Annotated in this window: 14 protein-coding genes and 1 tRNA gene; 9 read left to right on the top strand and 6 right to left on the bottom strand. The window is 65.0% G+C overall.

Annotation, left to right across the window (positions count from 1 at the left end; all coding sequences use genetic code 11):
* The first annotated feature begins 138 nt into the window (after positions 1–138).
* From ACUVWL_RS19910 to ACUVWL_RS19895, 4 genes are all read left to right on the top strand, one after another.
* Complete coding sequence (locus ACUVWL_RS19910; RefSeq protein ID WP_445978683.1) at positions 139–1,587, top strand: hypothetical protein; 1,449 nt, start codon at positions 139–141, stop codon at positions 1,585–1,587.
* Positions 1,584–2,819 carry a radical SAM protein gene (locus ACUVWL_RS19905; protein ID WP_445391944.1) on the top strand — a complete coding sequence of 412 codons (1,236 nt, stop codon included), beginning with the start codon at positions 1,584–1,586 and terminating at the stop codon, positions 2,817–2,819. The genes ACUVWL_RS19910 and ACUVWL_RS19905 overlap by 4 nt, the downstream gene beginning before the upstream one ends.
* Before the next feature lie 155 nt (positions 2,820–2,974).
* Positions 2,975–3,160 carry a hypothetical protein gene (locus ACUVWL_RS19900; protein ID WP_049404788.1) on the top strand — a complete coding sequence of 62 codons (186 nt, stop codon included), beginning with the start codon at positions 2,975–2,977 and terminating at the stop codon, positions 3,158–3,160.
* Between the two features lie 105 nt (positions 3,161–3,265).
* A complete protein-coding gene (locus ACUVWL_RS19895; RefSeq protein ID WP_158490976.1) occupies positions 3,266–4,210 on the top strand; it encodes an aldo/keto reductase family protein in 945 nt (314 codons plus the stop codon).
* 231 nt (positions 4,211–4,441) lie between these two features.
* On the opposite strand, the gene ACUVWL_RS19890 is transcribed toward ACUVWL_RS19895, so the two are convergent.
* From ACUVWL_RS19890 to dtd, 3 genes are all read right to left on the bottom strand, one after another.
* A tRNA-Ile gene (locus tag ACUVWL_RS19890) sits at positions 4,442–4,517 on the bottom strand.
* A 944-nt stretch (positions 4,518–5,461) separates the two neighbouring features.
* Positions 5,462–7,315: an RNA polymerase sigma factor RpoD gene (gene rpoD, locus ACUVWL_RS19885; protein ID WP_014648552.1), complete on the bottom strand. Its 1,854-nt coding sequence runs from the start codon at positions 7,313–7,315 to the stop codon at positions 5,462–5,464.
* A 90-nt stretch (positions 7,316–7,405) separates the two neighbouring features.
* Positions 7,406–7,846 carry a D-aminoacyl-tRNA deacylase gene (gene dtd, locus ACUVWL_RS19880; RefSeq protein WP_014648553.1) on the bottom strand — a complete coding sequence of 147 codons (441 nt, stop codon included), beginning with the start codon at positions 7,844–7,846 and terminating at the stop codon, positions 7,406–7,408.
* 61 nt (positions 7,847–7,907) lie between these two features.
* On the opposite strand from dtd, the gene ACUVWL_RS19875 reads away from it, so the two are divergent.
* The 4 genes from ACUVWL_RS19875 to ACUVWL_RS19860 all read left to right on the top strand — a co-directional run bounded on the left by ACUVWL_RS19875 (position 7,908) and on the right by ACUVWL_RS19860 (position 12,162).
* A complete protein-coding gene (locus ACUVWL_RS19875; protein WP_049439254.1) occupies positions 7,908–8,828 on the top strand; it encodes a lauroyl acyltransferase in 921 nt (306 codons plus the stop codon).
* Between the two features lie 87 nt (positions 8,829–8,915).
* Positions 8,916–10,052, top strand: coding sequence for a GTP cyclohydrolase II RibA (gene ribA / locus ACUVWL_RS19870; RefSeq protein WP_041863895.1), 1,137 nt, complete (start codon positions 8,916–8,918; stop codon positions 10,050–10,052).
* A gap of 74 nt (positions 10,053–10,126) precedes the next feature.
* A complete protein-coding gene (locus tag ACUVWL_RS19865; protein ID WP_014648556.1) occupies positions 10,127–10,627 on the top strand; it encodes a PH domain-containing protein in 501 nt (166 codons plus the stop codon).
* Positions 10,624–12,162 carry a PH domain-containing protein gene (locus ACUVWL_RS19860; protein WP_414611766.1) on the top strand — a complete coding sequence of 513 codons (1,539 nt, stop codon included), beginning with the start codon at positions 10,624–10,626 and terminating at the stop codon, positions 12,160–12,162. The genes ACUVWL_RS19865 and ACUVWL_RS19860 overlap by 4 nt, the downstream gene beginning before the upstream one ends.
* A gap of 97 nt (positions 12,163–12,259) precedes the next feature.
* On the opposite strand, the gene ACUVWL_RS19855 is transcribed toward ACUVWL_RS19860, so the two are convergent.
* Positions 12,260–13,318, bottom strand: a complete 1,059-nt coding sequence (locus ACUVWL_RS19855) for a CDP-glycerol glycerophosphotransferase family protein (protein ID WP_346601340.1) — start codon at positions 13,316–13,318, stop codon at positions 12,260–12,262.
* Between ACUVWL_RS19855 and ACUVWL_RS19850 the strand changes: the two genes are divergently transcribed.
* Positions 13,317–14,123 carry a glycosyltransferase family 2 protein gene (locus tag ACUVWL_RS19850; RefSeq protein ID WP_014648559.1) on the top strand — a complete coding sequence of 269 codons (807 nt, stop codon included), beginning with the start codon at positions 13,317–13,319 and terminating at the stop codon, positions 14,121–14,123. The genes ACUVWL_RS19855 and ACUVWL_RS19850 overlap by 2 nt on opposite strands.
* Positions 14,124–14,153: 30 nt before the next feature.
* Here ACUVWL_RS19850 and ACUVWL_RS19845 read toward each other — a convergent pair whose 3' ends face one another.
* Positions 14,154–15,410, bottom strand: a complete 1,257-nt coding sequence (locus ACUVWL_RS19845) for an O-antigen ligase family protein (RefSeq protein WP_014648560.1) — start codon at positions 15,408–15,410, stop codon at positions 14,154–14,156.
* 152 nt (positions 15,411–15,562) lie between these two features.
* The gene (locus ACUVWL_RS19840; protein ID WP_111206757.1) at positions 15,563–17,272 is read right to left on the bottom strand and encodes an ArnT family glycosyltransferase; all 1,710 of its coding nucleotides are present in this window, start codon (positions 17,270–17,272) and stop codon (positions 15,563–15,565) included.
* Between the last annotated feature and the right edge of the window lie 13 nt (positions 17,273–17,285).

The raw sequence follows: 17,285 nt of genomic DNA, 5'->3' as shown, positions 1-17,285 counted from the left end.
GCTTTCATTCGACTGGTGCCCATAGCTCCAAAGCCATGGGCGCTGTTGGCAACCTTGCTCATGTTGGCTCTGCCCACGGCAAACGCATGGGCAGGGAAGCGTGATTGCCTCGCGTCCGGCCTTGAGGTTGACACAGCCATGTCAAAGGCGACCTTGCGAGTGACCTCGCTGGGTACGCCCAAACTCAACCTGCAGGAGTGGCAAGCGTCGAAGAGCGCCCGCCCGGACGAACACGTCTATACCTTGGATATCAGCAGGAGCCGGCTTCCGGAGGGAAGAAAGTATCCGCTGATCATCAGGTTGGCGCCCTCCACTGTCATGATCAACCTACAGCCTCTGATCAATCCTGACGATCCGCAGTTTGAACGCCTATGTGGCGATATCGATCCAGGAGCCTCACAGCACCCAGCAAGCTCTCCAGTGACGGTGTTCGAAGGCTACGCATTCTTCAGCGATGGGCGGCCAGTACCCGTTCCAACGATGCTGGCCGATCAAGGCGTGCCACAGGTGTTCAGGAGCCAGTATAAGAATTGGCTGGACAAGGCCCGGAAGTTCTATGGGCGTGCCCTCGGACCTGAGCAGCACAGCGTGAGCTCTGTAATCTTCTTGCTTGAGCAGGGCGCCAATACCCAGCAGGGCTGCCACTTCAGCGGAAGCTCATTGCCCGGACTGCTGCTGATTGGCCTTCGTGCGGGTTGCCTGGACACCTCAAAGGGCTTTCCAAAAGACTTATCTCACTTCATTGCCCATGAAGCATTTCATCAATGGAATCAAGATGTGCAAATGATGGAGTCACTCCCACAGCAAAGCAGAATGATGCTGCTCGAGGGCGGGGCAGAAATGGCAGCAAGCCTGTTTCTTTCGGAGGAGACTGGGAGCAAGGAGCAAGGGATCACGCGCGACGTGGGCGCAGCTGCAGAGTCATGTATCGACCAGGCAGAGTACAGGAAGCGACCATTGAACGACCTGATCAGTGAGGGCAAGTATCAACTCGCCTACTCCTGCGGGATGGTCTACACGTTCCTCAACCTCGTCCGGACAGATTCTGATCCAGCAGCTGCTCTGGGCACGTTCTGGAAAAGTACCCTGCAGGATAACTCCTCGTCTCGTTTCAATGAACGCACCGACTTCAATGAGGCATTCGGTGCGCGATCGTCGGTGCAGAACGCCATGATCGAACTTCTAGCCCAGAATGGCTACGCGCTTCGCGAAGCGATCAGCGGCTTGAGCAAGGACCAGCAGTTCCGCATTGCCGCCGAACTGATGCGAGAGGTTTCACGCAACGACTGCCAAGGGAACTACGGCCTGTTTACCGGTGGCGGGGTGATTGTGCTTGATCCCGAAGTGAAGACCTGCAGCTCTCTGAGGCCTGGGGGAAAACCCGCGGCAATAGATGGGTTTGATTTTAGAGAGCATGTGTTGGACGCTCGATCTGCATGGATTTCTGCTTGCCGGAATGGAGGAGCAGTGCGCATCGACTACTCCGACAGCTCTGCGAAACGGTCGATCGTGTCGTGCCAATCCCCCCCAAGATCCCTGTACACGCCGTTTCATCTTTCCCGAATCACGCCAAGGGGGCGACCATGATCGACGTACTCAACAGCGACACATCTTCCCCGATTCAGAAGCTACATGAGCTGCAGGTCATCATCAAGATCGCCGAGCGCTGCAACCTCGCTTGCAGCTACTGTTACTACTTCTTCATGGGCGATGATTCCTACAAGGGCCGTGATCCGATCATGAAGCCTGACAAATTCTCAGCCGTCGCTGATTACATCAAGCGTGGCGTCGAGGATCTAGGCATCAGGAATGTAAATATCGTCTTCCACGGCGGGGAGCCCACCCTCATGAGGGCTCGCGATTTCAGGGGACTGGTTTCTGCTCTGCGTGAGACGTTGACCCCCATATGCGGGTTGAGTCTTGGCATACAGACAAATGGATATCACCTTACGGCCGAGTGGGAAGATCTGATTTCAGAGTTCAGTATTTCCGTTGGCATCAGTCTTGATGGTCCGGCTGAGTACAACGATAGATTCCGGGTAACCCATAAGGGGAAGGGATCGCATGAGAAGATCGCGCGCACGGTTGGGCGACTTCACGAGTTGGAGGCCGAGCGAAAGATCAGTGCAATCGGCGTACTAAGTGTGCTTGGACGCGACATCCCGATTGAAGAAACATTTGATCACTTCGTTGAGGAGCTCAAGTTCCGTCATATGGGGTTCCTGTTGCCGGACAGGAGTCATGATGAACCATTCGTCGATGGAGAGACCCCAGACGAGTACGGAGATCTACTGATAGGCCTCTTCAATAAGTGGCTGAGCCACCAGGACATCTATGTGAGGGAAGTAACGAAGGTAATTCGCTACTTTCAAGAGTATGCGCCTGCACGCGCCGCGGCCACGGACGTATTCGACAAACGAACCCATGTGGTGGTGATCCAGAGCACGGGCGAAGTGAGTTGCGATGACTCGTTGATTCCCGCATTGGAGTGGCGATCCTCGCAGCGTTCTTACTCAATCTTCGGTTCGTCGCTCTATAGCTTCGTCAATGACCCAGGCCTTGTGGTACTTGATCGGGCGCGAGCAAACCTCCCCGATGACTGTTTCAACTGCAGGTGGGTGAGAATATGCGGAGGGGGCGCACTAGAGAATCGCTTTAGCCGCACTCGACAGTTCGATAATCCAAGCGTCTATTGTGCTGGACTGAAGAAGTACTACTCACATGTAGTTGATTTTCTGATCGAGAACGGATATCCGGAGGCAGCGATTCAGGAGCGCCTGAAGGCTGACGAGGTCATGCAGCCCACCTTCGCCATCTAAGCAGTGTGCTGGACCTGAGCGGTGATTGCTTGGCAATCCTGCTCTCTCGCTTCACCGAGGCTCATGCCTGTTGTACCCGTCGATCCCGACCGCGGTCGACGGAAATCAAGGGAAGTGCGGTCAATTGTTGATCTACAATCAGAAGGGAGTTCGCGATGAATGCAAGCGACAAGAAGTCACAGGGTGAAGAATTGGTCGCGCGGCTGCTGACGCCGCAGGAGACCGATGCCGTCGCTGGTGGCGGGTTCGAAACCTATGCGCAGAATACAGGTGGGTATTGCAAATTCGACCAGAAAAGCGGCGGATATGACCAGAAGTGCGAGACGCCTAGCTTTTCCTGAGATATTCAACTTCTAATCTTGCTGCGTGACGGGGTGTCCTATGGCCACCCCGTCTTTACCGGTACTTTCATGCAATATCGATATCTTGGAAGGACGGGCTTGAGCGTGTCTGTACTCAGCCTTGGCACCTGGCTTAGTGTTGGTCAGCGGCTGAGTAATTCGGATGGCGCCAGGTTGCTATCGCAGGCTTACCATAGAGGAATCAATCTGTTTGATACCGCCCAGAATTATGGCTGGGGTGGGGCGCAGACGGAGCTGGGGCGTGCGATAAGAGATGCCGGCTGGCAGCGCGACACCTACTCCATCTGTAGCAAAGCATTCTACGGGGCAAAGCCGGACGACCAGCTCAAGCCGACTCAACGCGGTTTGGGCCGCAAGCACCTGGTGGAGGAGTGTGATGCTGCGCTGACACGGCTGGGCTTGGAGTACCTGGATATCTATCTTTGCCATTCACAAGATGCAAATGTGAGTGTTGGAGAGATCGTATGGACGATGCACTCGTTGATTGTGCAGGGCAAGGTGCTGCATTGGGGGACGTCGAAGTGGCCTGCTGGACTGGTGGCGGAGGCGCATGATTTCGCTCTTTCCAATCATCTGATTGGCCCGTCCGTCGAGCAGCCTGAGTACAACCTGGTCGCTACCAGAGCTGTGGAGGAAGATCTACCAGACCTGATTGATCGATATGGCATGGGGTTGCTCACTTGGTCGCCATTGAAGCAGGGCATACTCGCTGGTCGCTACGACCAGGGCATCCCGCCTGGCTCGAGACTGTCCTTCCGGGACTTCACGACGTTGAGGGATCATGCGGGTGAGGCACAATTCCTGCGATGGGTCGAAGCTGCAAAAGGCATCGAGAGAATTTCCAAGGCTCTGGGAGTATCTCGCGCCCAGCTTTCCATTGCGTGGTGCTTGCAAAACAGGCTCGTCAGTAGTGTCCTGCTCGGTTGTTCGGAGGGCACGCAACTAGCCGAATGTCTGAAATCAGTAGACGTCGCGAGCTCCATCACTCCAGAGTTGTGGCTGGAGTTGCACTCGCTGGGTCAGTGCTGATCTCATGCGCCAGCCGAGGGGTCGGGAGAGATCCGTCCGCCGTTGATACCAGAGCGACATCCAGCGTTGGATTCGCGCACGCAGGAGCGCTCTGCAGTGGACGCCCGAAGATGCAGGGCAACCCGCGGCCAACTGTGACAGCAGCGGAGCGTAAACGGTCACCGAGCGGTCACCGGGTCGCGCCGGCTTGACGAAGAAGGCGCTGCGGATGATTCTAAGTGCCTGATTCGATGGTGGGCCCACCAGGATTCGAACCTGGAACCAAGGGATTATGAGTCCCCTGCTCTAACCGTTGAGCTATAGGCCCTGCGCAGCCTCACAGTGTAGTGGAGGCCGCGCTCGATCGGCTACCCGGTAGCATCAAGAGTCTCAGCAACGCGCCCCAATCGCTTCTCCGCCACTTCCGCGAACCACTCCAGTCGCCGCAAGTGGGCGTGGAACAGCGCCACCGTCCTCCTGGCCTCTTCCAGCCCAATCTGGTTGCCGCCGCCGAAGCCAGCAAGCAGTCCGGCACCCGACTGTGTCAGCAATGCCAATGTCGCTCGTCGGGCGAACCCCAGTGGATCCTCGCGTTCATCACGCAGCACATCGTCCCAGTCCAACAACGGGGGGAAGTCGCAACCACGCGTACCCGAGCCACCCCAGCCACACCCACCGTCAATCTCCGTCAGCCCCATACTCACTCTCCTACGATTCGTCGAACCTCTTCCGCCTCCTGTTGAGAGAGGCGACCGGGTGCTTCAACACGGTCGTAGGGCCGCCCGCAGCTTTCCCCTTGCAGGGTCTTGTATGGCTGCGCGCCACCCGGTCAGAAACCCTTGGGCTCACCGGAATGGCGAGAGTTGCGGTTTGACCTTGGATTGCCTGCTGTTGCGGCAGACAGTCCGCCTACGACGGTGTGTTGAGCACCTGAGGAGGACTGTGTGGAAGGAAGGCTAGAGGCTTCAATTGGTGAATGCGACATTGCGTGCGCTTATCACTCACATGCGGCTACTCATTTCATTGAGGCACTTGGGGTTTCGGCTGAATGACCACTTCCCCCGGCAGCGAATCGCAGCGAAGTCCTCAAGAATCCTCAGGCCAGTTACGTCACAAGGTGCGGCAAGCAACCGACACCCGTTGAGAAGACCCGTCGAATACGTCATCGCGAACAGCAGCCGAGCATGGCTCGGCTCTACAGAAAGCACGCCCAAAAAAGAAAAACCCCGCACCAGGCGGGGTTTCTCTCAACGCTTCACCAGCCGCTGGAAATCAATCGATATCCAGGAAGCTGCGCAGCTGCTCCGAGCGGCTCGGGTGACGCAGCTTGCGCAGCGCCTTCGCTTCGATCTGGCGGATGCGCTCGCGGGTCACGTCGAACTGCTTGCCGACTTCTTCCAGCGTGTGGTCGGTGTTCATGTCGATGCCGAAGCGCATGCGCAGCACCTTGGCTTCCCTCGGGGTGAGGCCGGCCAGCACGTCGCGCACGGTTTCAGACAGGTTGATGTTGGTGGTGTTCTCGATCGGGGACTCCACGTTGGTGTCCTCGATGAAGTCGCCCAGATGGGAATCCTCGTCGTCGCCGATCGGGGTTTCCATCGAGATCGGCTCCTTGGCGATCTTCATCACCTTGCGGATCTTGTCTTCCGGCATGTCCATTTCCTTGGCCAGCTCCTCCGGCGTAGCCTCGCGGCCGTACTGCTGGAGCATCTGGCGGGAAATGCGGTTCAACTTGTTGATCGTCTCGATCATGTGCACCGGAATACGGATGGTGCGCGCCTGGTCGGCAATCGAGCGGGTGATCGCCTGGCGGATCCACCAGGTGGCGTAGGTCGAGAACTTGTAACCGCGGCGGTACTCGAACTTGTCCACGGCCTTCATCAGGCCGATGTTGCCTTCCTGGATCAGGTCGAGGAACTGCAGGCCACGGTTGGTGTACTTCTTGGCGATCGAGATCACCAGGCGCAGGTTGGCCTCGACCATTTCCTTCTTGGCCTTGCGCGCCTTGGCTTCACCGTAGGCCATGGCACGGCTGATTTCCTTCAGCTCTTCCAGGTCCAGCTGGGTCAGCTTCTCGATGTCGATCGTCGCCTGCTGTTCGGCGATGATCTGATCCTTCACTTCGCGCAGGGCCGACGACCACTTCTGCTTGCGCTTCAGTGCGTCTTCCACCCACTCCAGGTTGGTCTGGTTGCCTTCCCAGGAGCGGATGAAGTCCTTGCGCGGCATGCGCGCGGTGACGGTGGCCAGGTTCAGCACGCGTCGCTCATGGGCCTTGATCGACGCCATGGTGTCGCGCAGCTGCTTGGTCAGCACGTCGGTCAGCGGCAGCGGCAGCTTCAGGGTGACGAACACCGCCGACATCTCTTCGCGCAGGCGCGGCAGGTTCTTCTTGTCGCCCTTGGTCGCCGCCTTCTTGAAGGCATTGAAAGCATCGCTCAGCGCCTGCATGCGCGCAGCGACTTCCTCCGGATCCGGACCGGTCGGTGCGGCTTCTTCCTCGCCACCCTCGACGTCATCGTCCTCGTCCTCGTCGCCTTCTGCGTCGGCATCGCTGCTGTCATCGGCAGCGACCGCCGGCGGCGCCGGCTCTTCGTCGGCCAGGTCGTTGAAGCCGACGATCACTTCGGCCAGGCGCTTCTTGCCTTCCTTGTGGGCCTCGTAGTCGGTCAGCAGCGATTCGACCGAAACCGGGAACTGGCCCAGGGCGGCCTGGACCTGCGAAAGGCCTTCCTCGATGCGCTTGGCGATGGCGATTTCGCCTTCGCGGGTCAGCAGCTCGACCGTGCCCATTTCGCGCATGTACATGCGCACCGGGTCGGTGGTACGGCCACCTTCGGTGTCGAGCGCGCTCAGCGCGGCGGCAGCTTCTTCGGCCGCGGTGTCATCGACTTCGCGGTTACCGGTGTTGCCGTCGTTGAGAAGCAGGGTTTCCACATCCGGCGCAACTTCATGGACATCGATGCCCATGCCGTTGATCATGCCGATGATGTCTTCGATCTGTTCCGGGTCGACCATGTCGTCCGGCAGATGGTCATTGACTTCGGCGTAGGTCAGGTAGCCCTGTTCCAGGCCCTTGCTGATCAGTTGCTTGATTTCGGATTGGGCAGGACGTTCGTTGGCCATGTAGTGCTCGCGCCACCGGCTAGGGAGAAATAGGGAACGTAGCATTATACCAGCCCGGGGCCCTGCCTGCCGGGCGGTGGTCCCGGCGGCCTAGGGCCTGAGAAGGAAGGTCACGGGACCGTCGTTGACCAGGCTGACGACCATATGGGCACCAAACCGGCCCGTTTCCACCCCTGGCGCATGATTTTCACGGCAGATGTCGACAAATCGATTGAACCCGCGTTCAGCCTCGTCCGGCGGTGCGGCGCTGGTGAAACTCGGCCGCATGCCCGAACGGGTATCGGCCGCCAGGGTGAACTGGCTGACCAGCAGCAGGCCGCCACCGGTGTCGCGCAGCGACCGGTTCATCTTCCCGGCCTCGTCGGCGAACACCCGGTAACCCAGCAGGCGTTCGGCCATCCGCCGCAGCTGGGCCTCGCTATCCCCCGGTTCCATGCCGACCAGGGCCAGCAAGCCGGGGCCGATCTGCCCCACCACCTCCTCGTCGACATGGACGGCGGCCTGGCTGACACGCTGGATCAGGACGAGCATCGTGGGCTTCCAATGAACGGGGCCGGCCACGATAGCAGCGCCCTTGGCTAAACTGGCGCCGATGAATCCGCAACGCAAAGCCCGGCTGGTCTACCGCGCCACCACCCTGTTCGCCCGCCTGCCCTGGCCGCTGCTGCGGGGGTTCGCACACGCCCTGGCGTGGACGTGGGTTCGTGTCAATGCCCGTGAGAGCCGCGTTACCCGGCGCAACCTCGAACTGGCCTACCCGGAGCTGGACGGTCCTGCACGCGACCGCCTGCACCGCGACCTGCTGCGCTCCACTGCGCTGCAGGCCATCGAGACCCTGCGTTTGTGGAGCCGGCAGCCGGCCGACAACCTGCGGCTGCACCTGAAGCAGCGCCACGGCGAAGCCCTGTACGACGCGGCCCTGGCCAGCGGCAAGGGCGTGATCGTGGCCGCACCGCACTTCGGCAACTGGGAGCTGCTGAACCAGTGGCTGGCCTCGCGCGGGCAGATCGCCATCGTCTACAAGCCGCCGGAAGACGAGGCCAGCGACGCCTTCCTGCAGCTGGTGCGCGGCGGCCAGAACGTGCAGCAGGTACGCGCCGAGGGGCCGGCCGTGCGCCAGCTGTTCAAGGTGCTCAAGGACGGCGGCGCCACCGGCATCCTGCCCGACCAGCAGCCCAAGGCCGGGGATGGCGTGTTCGTGCCGTTCTTCGGCGTGCAGGCGCTGACCATGACCCTGGTCAACCGGCTGGCCGAGCGCACCGGCGCCACCGTGCTGTATGGCTGGTGCGAGCGCATCGGGCCGGACATGGAATTCGCCCTGCACATCGAGCCGACCGACCCGGCCGTGGCCGATCCGGACCCGCAGGTGGCCGCCACCGCGCTCAATGCCGGCATCGAGCGCATCGCCCGCCGCGACCCGTCGCAGTACCAGTGGACCTACAAGCGCTATACGCTGCGGCCACCGGGCAGCGGCGAGGAAGATCCGTATGCGACCGAAGAGCATCCGCACTGACGGCCCCCACGCCCAGGCCCATCCGGCCCCTGCGACCGGCGGCCGCACCACGTTGAATACGACGCCGGCGCCCCCATAGAGACTGCGATGTCCGCCTCCCCCGGTCCCGCCATGCCTGCTGCCTCTTCCCTGTTCGGCGACCCCGCCGCGATCCGCTGCGAACGCGCGGTGGCCGAACTGCGTGCCGGTCGCCCGGTACTGCTCCACGATGGGCAGGGCCAGCGGCTGGCGGTGATTGCACTGGACAGCGCCACTGCCAGCAGCTTCGCTGCCTTCGCCGCTGCCGCACGCGAGCGCCATTACCTGTTCCTGACCGCCACCCGCGCCCGCGTGCTCGGCGTGGAGGCACCGGCAGGCGCACGCCTGCCGCTGGCGGGGGTTGCCTTCGATGCCCTGCCCTCGCTGGGCTACCTCCGCGAGCCCGGCCCGATGCCGGACGACTGGACGGCCGGCGACGCCTTCGATGCCGGCGCGGTGGAGCTGGCCCGCCTGGGCCTGCTGCTGCCGGCCATGGTGGCCGTGCGCCTGGACGCAGCTGACCGCACCTTCGAGGGTGCTGCTGAAGTGGCGCTTTGCGATCTGGCCGAAGGCGCGGCACACGCCGCCCACGATTACGAACTGGTCGCCCGTTCGCCGGTACCGCTGCGCGACGTCGGCATGACCACCTTCGCGGTGTTCCGCGGCGGCGTGGCCCAGCGCGACCAGGTCGCGATCATCGTCGGCGAACCGGACCTGTCGGCGGTGGTGCCGGTACGCGTGCACTCCTCGTGCCTGACCGGCGACCTGTTCGGCTCACTCAAGTGCGACTGCGGCGACCAGCTGCGGCGCGGCCTGCGCAAGCTGAAGGAACTGGGCGGCGGCGTGCTGCTGTACCTGGACCAGGAAGGCCGCGGCACCGGCATCGCCGCCAAGATGCGCGCCTACGGCTACCAGCACGACGGCCTGGACACCATCGATGCCGATGCACAGCTGGGCTTCGGTGCCGACGAGCGCCGCTACGGCAGTGCGGTGGCGATGCTGCATGGCCTGGGCATTTCGCGCGTGGCCCTGCTCAGCAACAACCCGACCAAGGCACAGCGTCTGCGCAACGCCGGCATCGAGGTGCTGGACTGCATTCCGGTCACCGGCGAGATCACTGCCGAGAACGAACACTACCTGCGCACCAAGGCCGATCGTGCCGGCCACATGCTGGATGTGGACGCGCTGATCCAGGCTGCCCAGTAGCGCGGTCGACCTGCTACCGTCTGCGCGGTGCGGCCCTGCCGCCACCGCCCGCCCTGCCACCTGACGGAGCCTGCGTGATCGACGTTCCCCTGACCTCCCCGCCTGCCGATGCCTGGCAGTCGCTGCCGCAGCGCGCCGCCCGCCTGGCCGCACTGGAAGGCGCCTTCGGCGGACTGTTCGTGCCGGGCCTGCCGCTGGCCGCGGCCGCGTGGTTCTTCGAGCTGCCCGGCGGCCTGTGGACGGCCGCCCTTGGGCTGCTGATCGGCATCGTCTTCGGCGCGTGGCTTGGCCACCGGCGCTTGACCCGCACCCGCTGGCGGCTGGATACCCAAGGGCTGGGCCTGCGCCGCGACCTGATGTGGCAGCTGGAAACGCGCATCCCCATTTCGCGCGTGCAGCACCTGGACCTGCGCCGCGGCCCGCTGGAACGCCGTGCCGGCCTGGCCACGCTGATCGTGCACACCGCCGGGACCCGCATGAGCGCAGTGACCGTGAGCGGCCTGGACGAGGCCGACGCCGAGCGCCTGCGTGACACCCTGTCCCATCAGCTCGACCAGGACGCCGACGCCCTGTGAGCCTGCCGCCGCCCCTGCCCGCATCGCTGCCTGCCGGTGGCGAGGACCATCGCCTGCACCCGTGGTCGTGGCTGTTCGTGCTGCTGATGCAGCTGCGCCACTACTTCCTGCCGCTGGTGGCGCTGCTGGTGTTCGGCCAGCGCGGTGACCGCGACCCGATGTGGGCGCAGCTGATTCCGCTGTCGGCGATTGCCGCGCTGGTGCTGGTCTCGGTGCTGCAGTACCTCAGCTACCGCTACCGCATCGGCAGCGACGCGATCACCGTGCGCAGCGGACTGCTGGCGCGCAACCGCCGCGAGATCCCGTTCGCCCGCATCCACAACGTGGAAGTGCGGCAGAACCCGCTGCACCGCCTGTTCGGCGTGGCCGAGCTGCGCCTGGAATCGGCCGGTGGCGTGCGTCCGGAAGCCGAAATGCGCGTGCTGAAGCTGGACCAGGCGCTGGCGCTGGAACGACTGGTGCGCCAGCGTGGGCAGGCACCGCAGGCCGCCGACGTCGTGGCCGCCCCCTCGATCACCGACGCCGACACCGAACAGGTGCTGCTGCGCCTGTCGAGCTGGGACGTGGTGCGCATGGGCCTGCTGTCCAACCGCGGCTGGGCATTGGCGATCGCCGCCTTCGGCGTGCTGTTCCAGACCGTGCCGCGGCCGGTGATGGACGCGGCCATCCAGCGTGGCGGCCGGGAAGCCTTCGGCTACGCAAGCCACCTGCATCCCGGCGTGGCCGGCGCCTTCCTGCTGCTGGCCGCAGCCTTGCTGCTGGGCTGGCTGGCGCTGCGTGCGCTGTCGGTGGTGCTGACCCTGCTGCGCTATCACGGCTTCACCCTCAGCGAGCAGGACCGCCGCCTGACCGTCTCGGCCGGCCTGCTCAGCCGCACACGCAGCAGTGTCGCGCGTCGCCGCATCCAGGCCTGGACGCTGCGCGAAACCACCCTGCATCGCTGGTTCGGCCTGCGCCAGCTGCGCATCGACAGCGCTGCCGGCGGGCCCTCGCGCGACGAGGACCGCGCCCTGCGCGAGCTGGCACCGCTGGCACCGGCAATGCGCTGCGAGCAGCTGGTGCAGCACCTGTTGCCTCAACTGCAGTGGCCGCCAGCGCAATGGCAGTCCATTCCGCAGCGTGGCTGGTGGCGGCTGTGCCTGGGCGCGCTGCTGCTGGTGCCGTTGCTGGCAGCGGCCGCGTACTGGCGCTGGGGATCATGGGGCCTGATCGTGCTGGCCTGGCTGCCGGTGGCGCTGCTGGTGGCACATCGGCAGATGGCGCGCATGGGCTGGTATCTGGATGCCCATTACGTGGCCGTGCGCGGCGGCTGGTGGAAGCGCTGGTGGCGCTGGGCCGAGCTGGACAAGGTGCAGGGCCTGCGCCTGCAGCGTTCACCGCTGGACAAGCTGCTCGGCACCAGCAGCCTGCAGCTGGATACGGCCGGTGCGCACGGTGATGTGGCGTTGACCCTGCGCCACCTGCCGCAGGCACAGGCGCAACACGTGATGGAGCAGCTGGCCGCGGCGCTGGCGCGGCGCAAGTTGCGCTGGTAAGCAACACCGGTAGTGCCGGCCGCTGGCCGGCAACCGCAGACATTCCCGAGGTTGCCGGCCAGCGGCCGGCACTACCGCGAGCGGGGTCGGCGAGGCATCAGCGCTGCGGCGGCCCCCAATATCCCAGGTCCTTGCGGATCTGCAGGTCGCGCACCCAGCTGCCGAAGGGCTTGCGCCGCAGCACGCCCATTTCACCGGACAGGAAATCCTCGGTGGCGGCGATCACCCGCTCGCTGGACAGGCCATCGCGGTACGGATGGATGGCGTCGGCGTAGCGCACGATCTCCGCCTGCAGCGCGGCGTCGGGATGCAGCGCGCGCTGCAGCATCGCCGGCAGCTGCGCCGGGTCGTCGAAGTCGATCATGTGCGGCTTGGGCACGCGGTTGCGGAAGGTCACCACCGGCTTGTGCTGGACGATGAACTCCGAAACGATCGACGAGGTGTCCGACACCAGCACATCGGCGGCGCGCTGCGCGGCCATCACCTGCTCCGGCTCGATGAAGCGGGCATGGGCACCGGCCAGCGCGCGGTAGCGCTCGAACAGTTCCGGTGGGCACTTCGGGTGCAGGGTCAGCAGCCAGTAGCGCTCACCGCCAGCGATATCGGCGGCGATCTGCGCATGCAGGTGGGGCGCTGCGCTCAGGCGCTCGGTGAAGGTCGAACCGAACAGGATCACCGGGCGCCCGCCCGCCGCTGCGCGCAGCGCGGCGCTCTCGCCACCGTCGTCGCGGAACAGCGGGTCGAGCTTCGGCCAGCCGGTCTCGGCTACGGCGAAGTGGCCCTGCAGGGCGGCGATCTCACGGAACGGAGCGGTGGTGGCCGGCCCCTGCGTGCAGTACAGGTCGAACATGCCGCGCACCCGGAAGTGGCCGCGCGCACTGTCGCGCTTCTCCACGTTGAAGCCATGGAACAGCTGTACCTTGGCGCCGGACAGGAAGGTCGGCACCCAGTTGGCGGCGCTGAACACGGCACGCGGCCGCATCGCCAGGGCCTGTTTCAGTCCGATGTTGGGCACGCCCGGCAGGCTGCTGGCGGCAGCGCCGTCCTCGAACCAGGCCGCCACCTCCTGCCCGGAGGCGTGCAAGGCCTGCGCCAACGGGGCGAGAATAGGCAGCGCATAGCGCTCCGTCGCAAACAACAGGTACCCGGCCATCATGTCCTCCACGACCGCTCCCATCGAACGGCCTCGCATCTCGGCCTGCATTATCGCGTTCAACGAGGCCGGCCGCATCGGCGACTGCCTGGCCTCGCTGGCCTTCTGCGACGAAATCATCGTCGTGGACTCGTACTCCACCGATGCCACCCTGGCCATCGCCGAGGCCGCAGGCGCCCGCGTGCTGCAGCGCGCGTTCGATGGCTTCCGTAGCCAGAAGGCCTACTGCGTCGAGCAGGCAAGCCACGACTGGGTGCTGTGCCTGGACGCCGATGAGCGGATCAGCCCGGAACTGCGCGCAGCCATCGAACGGGCCCGCGACGGTGGCTTCGCCGGCCATGCCGGCTATCGCTTCGCGCGCCTGTCGGAGTACTTCGGCAGGTTCCTGCGCCATGGCAACGCCTACCCGGACCGGGTGATGCGCCTGTTCGACCGCCGCCGCGGCGGCTGGCGCGGCAAGCGCGAGATCCACGAGGCGGCCAGCGTCGACGGCAGCGTCGGCACCTTGCGCGGCGACCTGGTCCATTACCCGTACCGCTCCCTGCAGCAGCAGCTGGCCAAGACCGAGAAGTACGCGCGGATGATGGCCGAGCACGAGTTCGCACGCGGCAAGCGGGCCACGCTGGGCAAGCTGGTACTGGCGCCGGCCTGGCGGTTCTGGCGCGGCTTCGTGTTCCGTGGCGGCTTCCGCGACGGCTGGCACGGCCTGGTCTACGCCTACGTGCGCGCCAACTACGTGCGGCAGAAGACCATCATGCTGTGGATGCTGGGCAACGGCCAGCCCGTGGCCGACCCGCCGAACCCCTGATCGCCGGGGCCCGCCCGGCGCGCCGACGCATCACGAGCCGGTGATCGCCCGGTGGCGCGCGCCTTCGACGATCGACAGGCCGGTCAGCAGGCCGACCAGGGTCACGTAGAAACTGGCCGTCATCTGGTGCGCGAACATCGACTGGGTCAGCCCGCACAACGCGTAGGTGATCACCAGCATGACGCCGGCAGCGGCCGGCCCGCGGAAGGTCGCCCGTCCGCTGCGGCGATGCAGGCGCACGAACAACCACAGCGGGATGCCATACACCGCCAGCAACAGCAGCAGGCCCGGTACACCCTGGGTCGCCGCCCATTCGGCCACGTCGTTGTGGGCATGCCCCAGGTGGCAGCGCAACTCTTCCGGGTTCTCCCGGCAGACCGGCACGCGCTGCATCGCGCTGTCGAAATGACCGATGCCAACACCCACCAGCGGATGATCGAGGAAGGTCTGCCAGGCTACCTGCAGGCGCTCGACGCGGGCACCGGCGGAAGAATCACTGTCGCCCAGCTCCATCCGCTGCACGTCGCTGTGCAGCTCGCTCAGGCGGACCTGGTGGCGCAGCTCCGGCACCGACAGCAGCAGCGTCGCACCGATCGCCAGCATCCCGGCCAGCACCGACAGGCGCGCCGCACCGGTACGCCAGCGCAGGCTCAGCGCCAGCACCACCAGCAGCGCCAGCAAGGCGGCGAACACACCGCGGCTGCCGGTCAGCACGATGGTGCCGCAGCCGGCGGCCATGCCGAGGATCACCAGCGACCAGCGCCGCGACGGGCGGCAGAACACCAGCAGCACCATCAACACCATCACGATGTCGGCCAGCACGATGGCGTTGGTGAACAGCTCCGCGCGCGGGGCGCCGCCCAGCACCTGCCACAGCGACATCACGAAGGTGGCGAGCAGGCCGGTCAACGAGCCGTACCAGAGCCACCGCAGGCTGGGACGCAGCGCGCAGATCCACAGCGCGATCCATGGGATCACCACGAATCGCGAACGGTTGTCGACGTCACGCAGGCCCTGTTCGAACAGCACCACCGACAGTACGCCGAGCGCCAGCACCGCCAGCATCAGCCAGACCAGCACTTTCACCGGCTGGCCGGCCATGCCCCGCGCGCGCCACAGCAGCTCCGGCGCCAGCAGGGTGCTGAGCAGCAGCAGGAGACCATACGGCAACAGGTTGATCGGCACGGTCAGCACCAGTGCCGGCAGGCAGAACAGCCCCAGCTGGGCCAGCCCGTGTGCAACCCCGTGACGCCCACCGACGGGAACGCCCAGCGGGTCGCCGGCCATGAGGTTCAGGTTGTCCGGTGAAGCTGGCACGTCGGGAAGTATCGCTGCAATCTGCTGGAAGAATGGGACGGGCCAACGCGGCCCGTCCCAGCCTGCTGTTTTACTGCCTTTGGACCCGCTTGGGCAGACTGGACAAGCGGAAATCGTGCTGGCTAGTCATGTTCCTGCAAACGCCGTTCACGTTCCCGCTCCTCGGCAGTGACCACGCACGGCACCGTCACCGCCGCTGCCGGCACCAGCCACCAGCGCCGCCGGTTGGCCACGCCGGCCAGTTCGGAGCGGTTGCGGTCGACGCACGACAGCATCGCGTACTCGTGGACCAGCAGCCAACGGCGTCCGGGCGCCAGCCGCTGCCAGCGCGTGGCCGCCACCAGCTGCTCGTCCCAGTCAGTCTCGAAACCGAAGGTCGCTGCGGGACGGTCGGCCAGCAGCAGGTGCTGTTCCTTCCAGGCCACCAGCCCCAGCTCGGCATCGGGGCCCAGGCGGGTACCGACCGCGCGCATCAGGCCACGGGCCGAACTGGAATCGTTCAGCAGCGGGTAGCCGACCAGGCTGTACAGCACCCAGACCACCGCCAGGGTCGACACCAGCGCAAGCTGCCGGCGACGGCCACAGGCCAGCAGGCTCAATCCGCCCCACAGGCCCATCGCCAGGATCGTCCACGCCAGCGCGTCGACGGCCCCGGGGGCGAGCCCGCGGCTATGGGTCAGGCGCAGCTCGAAGGCCGGGTCACCCAGCACCGCCATCGCGCCAGCCACGGCCAGGCCCAATGACAGCAGGCCGGTGAACAGCCCCACCACGGCCTGCACATCGCGTCGCTTCAGCAACCCCGGCAACAGCGGTGCCAGCACCAGGCAGAACATCGGCAGCGCCGGCAGGATGTAGACGTCGCGCTTGCCGGCGGGAATCGAGAAGAACAGCACCACCATCAGCCACCAGGCCAGCGGCAGCAGATAGCGCGCGTCGCGGCGTTGCAGCCGGCGGCGCCAGGCCGGAATCGCCCAGGGCAGGGCCAGGAATGCCGGGATCCACATCAGCGGCATCGTCGCCAGGAAGTACCAGGCGGGCTGGTGGTGATCCCAGGAATGGGTGTAGCGCCGCGCCGTCTGCTGGAACAGGATATCGTCCATGTAGGCGCGATATTCGTCCGAGCCGGTGGCAAAGCCGGCCAGCAGCATCGGCGCCAGCCACAACGACACCGCCAGCAGGAAGGCCAGCGGCGCCAGCCAGAAGCGCGCGTCGCGCGCGTGCAGGCCCACCCGTGGCCACCGCAGCGCCGTGGCGATTGCCGCGGGCACGATCATCAGCAGCGCCAGCATGCCCACGCCCTTGGTGATCACGCCGATGCCGGCGAAGAACCAGCCCAGCCACCACCAGCGCCAGGCAGGCCCCAGCAGCAGGTGGCGCAGCAGGCCGTAGTTGGCCAGGGTGATGAACAGCAGCAGCAGGGGATCGATCTGCGCCTTCTTCGCCTGGAAGGTGAACTGCAGCGCGAACAGCAGCGCCCAGCCGGCATACAGCCCCACCCGCCGCGTCCACAGCCGCCGGCCCAGGTCGACCACGCACCACAGCGTGCCCAGTGCCGCCAGCAGCGACGGCAGCAGGAAGGCCACGCGCCACTGCCCGACCAGGCTGTACAGCGTGGCCTGCCACCACATCAGCATCGGCGGCTTGTCCGAGTACAGCTCGGTCCCGCGGTGCGGGAACAACCAGTGGCCGCTGTCGAACATCTGCTTGGCCACCAGCGCGAAGCGCGGTTCGTCCGATGGCCACGGATCACGAAGGCCCAGCCCGGCCCCCAGCACCAGCAGGGCCATCACCACGAACAACCACGTCTCGCGCGACGCGCGGGATTTCAGCATGGGACTCGCAACG

The sequence above is a fragment of the Stenotrophomonas muris genome (genome assembly GCF_052751275.1).
Note: the sequence above shows the minus strand (reverse complement) of the source record. Positions and strands in the feature narration are given on the sequence as shown.

Coding starts and splice junctions, on each gene's coding strand:
- ACUVWL_RS19910 (WP_445978683.1), top strand. CDS start 139: ATGTCAAAGGCGACCTTGCGAGTGACCTCGCTGGGTACGCCCAAACTC.
- ACUVWL_RS19905 (WP_445391944.1), top strand. CDS start 1,584: ATGATCGACGTACTCAACAGCGACACATCTTCCCCGATTCAGAAGCTA.
- ACUVWL_RS19900 (WP_049404788.1), top strand. CDS start 2,975: ATGAATGCAAGCGACAAGAAGTCACAGGGTGAAGAATTGGTCGCGCGG.
- rpoD (WP_014648552.1), bottom strand. CDS start 7,315: ATGGCCAACGAACGTCCTGCCCAATCCGAAATCAAGCAACTGATCAGC.
- dtd (WP_014648553.1), bottom strand. CDS start 7,846: ATGCTCGTCCTGATCCAGCGTGTCAGCCAGGCCGCCGTCCATGTCGAC.
- ACUVWL_RS19875 (WP_049439254.1), top strand. CDS start 7,908: ATGAATCCGCAACGCAAAGCCCGGCTGGTCTACCGCGCCACCACCCTG.
- ribA (WP_041863895.1), top strand. CDS start 8,916: ATGTCCGCCTCCCCCGGTCCCGCCATGCCTGCTGCCTCTTCCCTGTTC.
- ACUVWL_RS19850 (WP_014648559.1), top strand. CDS start 13,317: ATGTCCTCCACGACCGCTCCCATCGAACGGCCTCGCATCTCGGCCTGC.
- ACUVWL_RS19855 (WP_346601340.1), bottom strand. CDS start 13,318: ATGATGGCCGGGTACCTGTTGTTTGCGACGGAGCGCTATGCGCTGCCT.
- ACUVWL_RS19845 (WP_014648560.1), bottom strand. CDS start 15,410: ATGGCCGGCGACCCGCTGGGCGTTCCCGTCGGTGGGCGTCACGGGGTT.
- ACUVWL_RS19840 (WP_111206757.1), bottom strand. CDS start 17,272: ATGCTGAAATCCCGCGCGTCGCGCGAGACGTGGTTGTTCGTGGTGATG.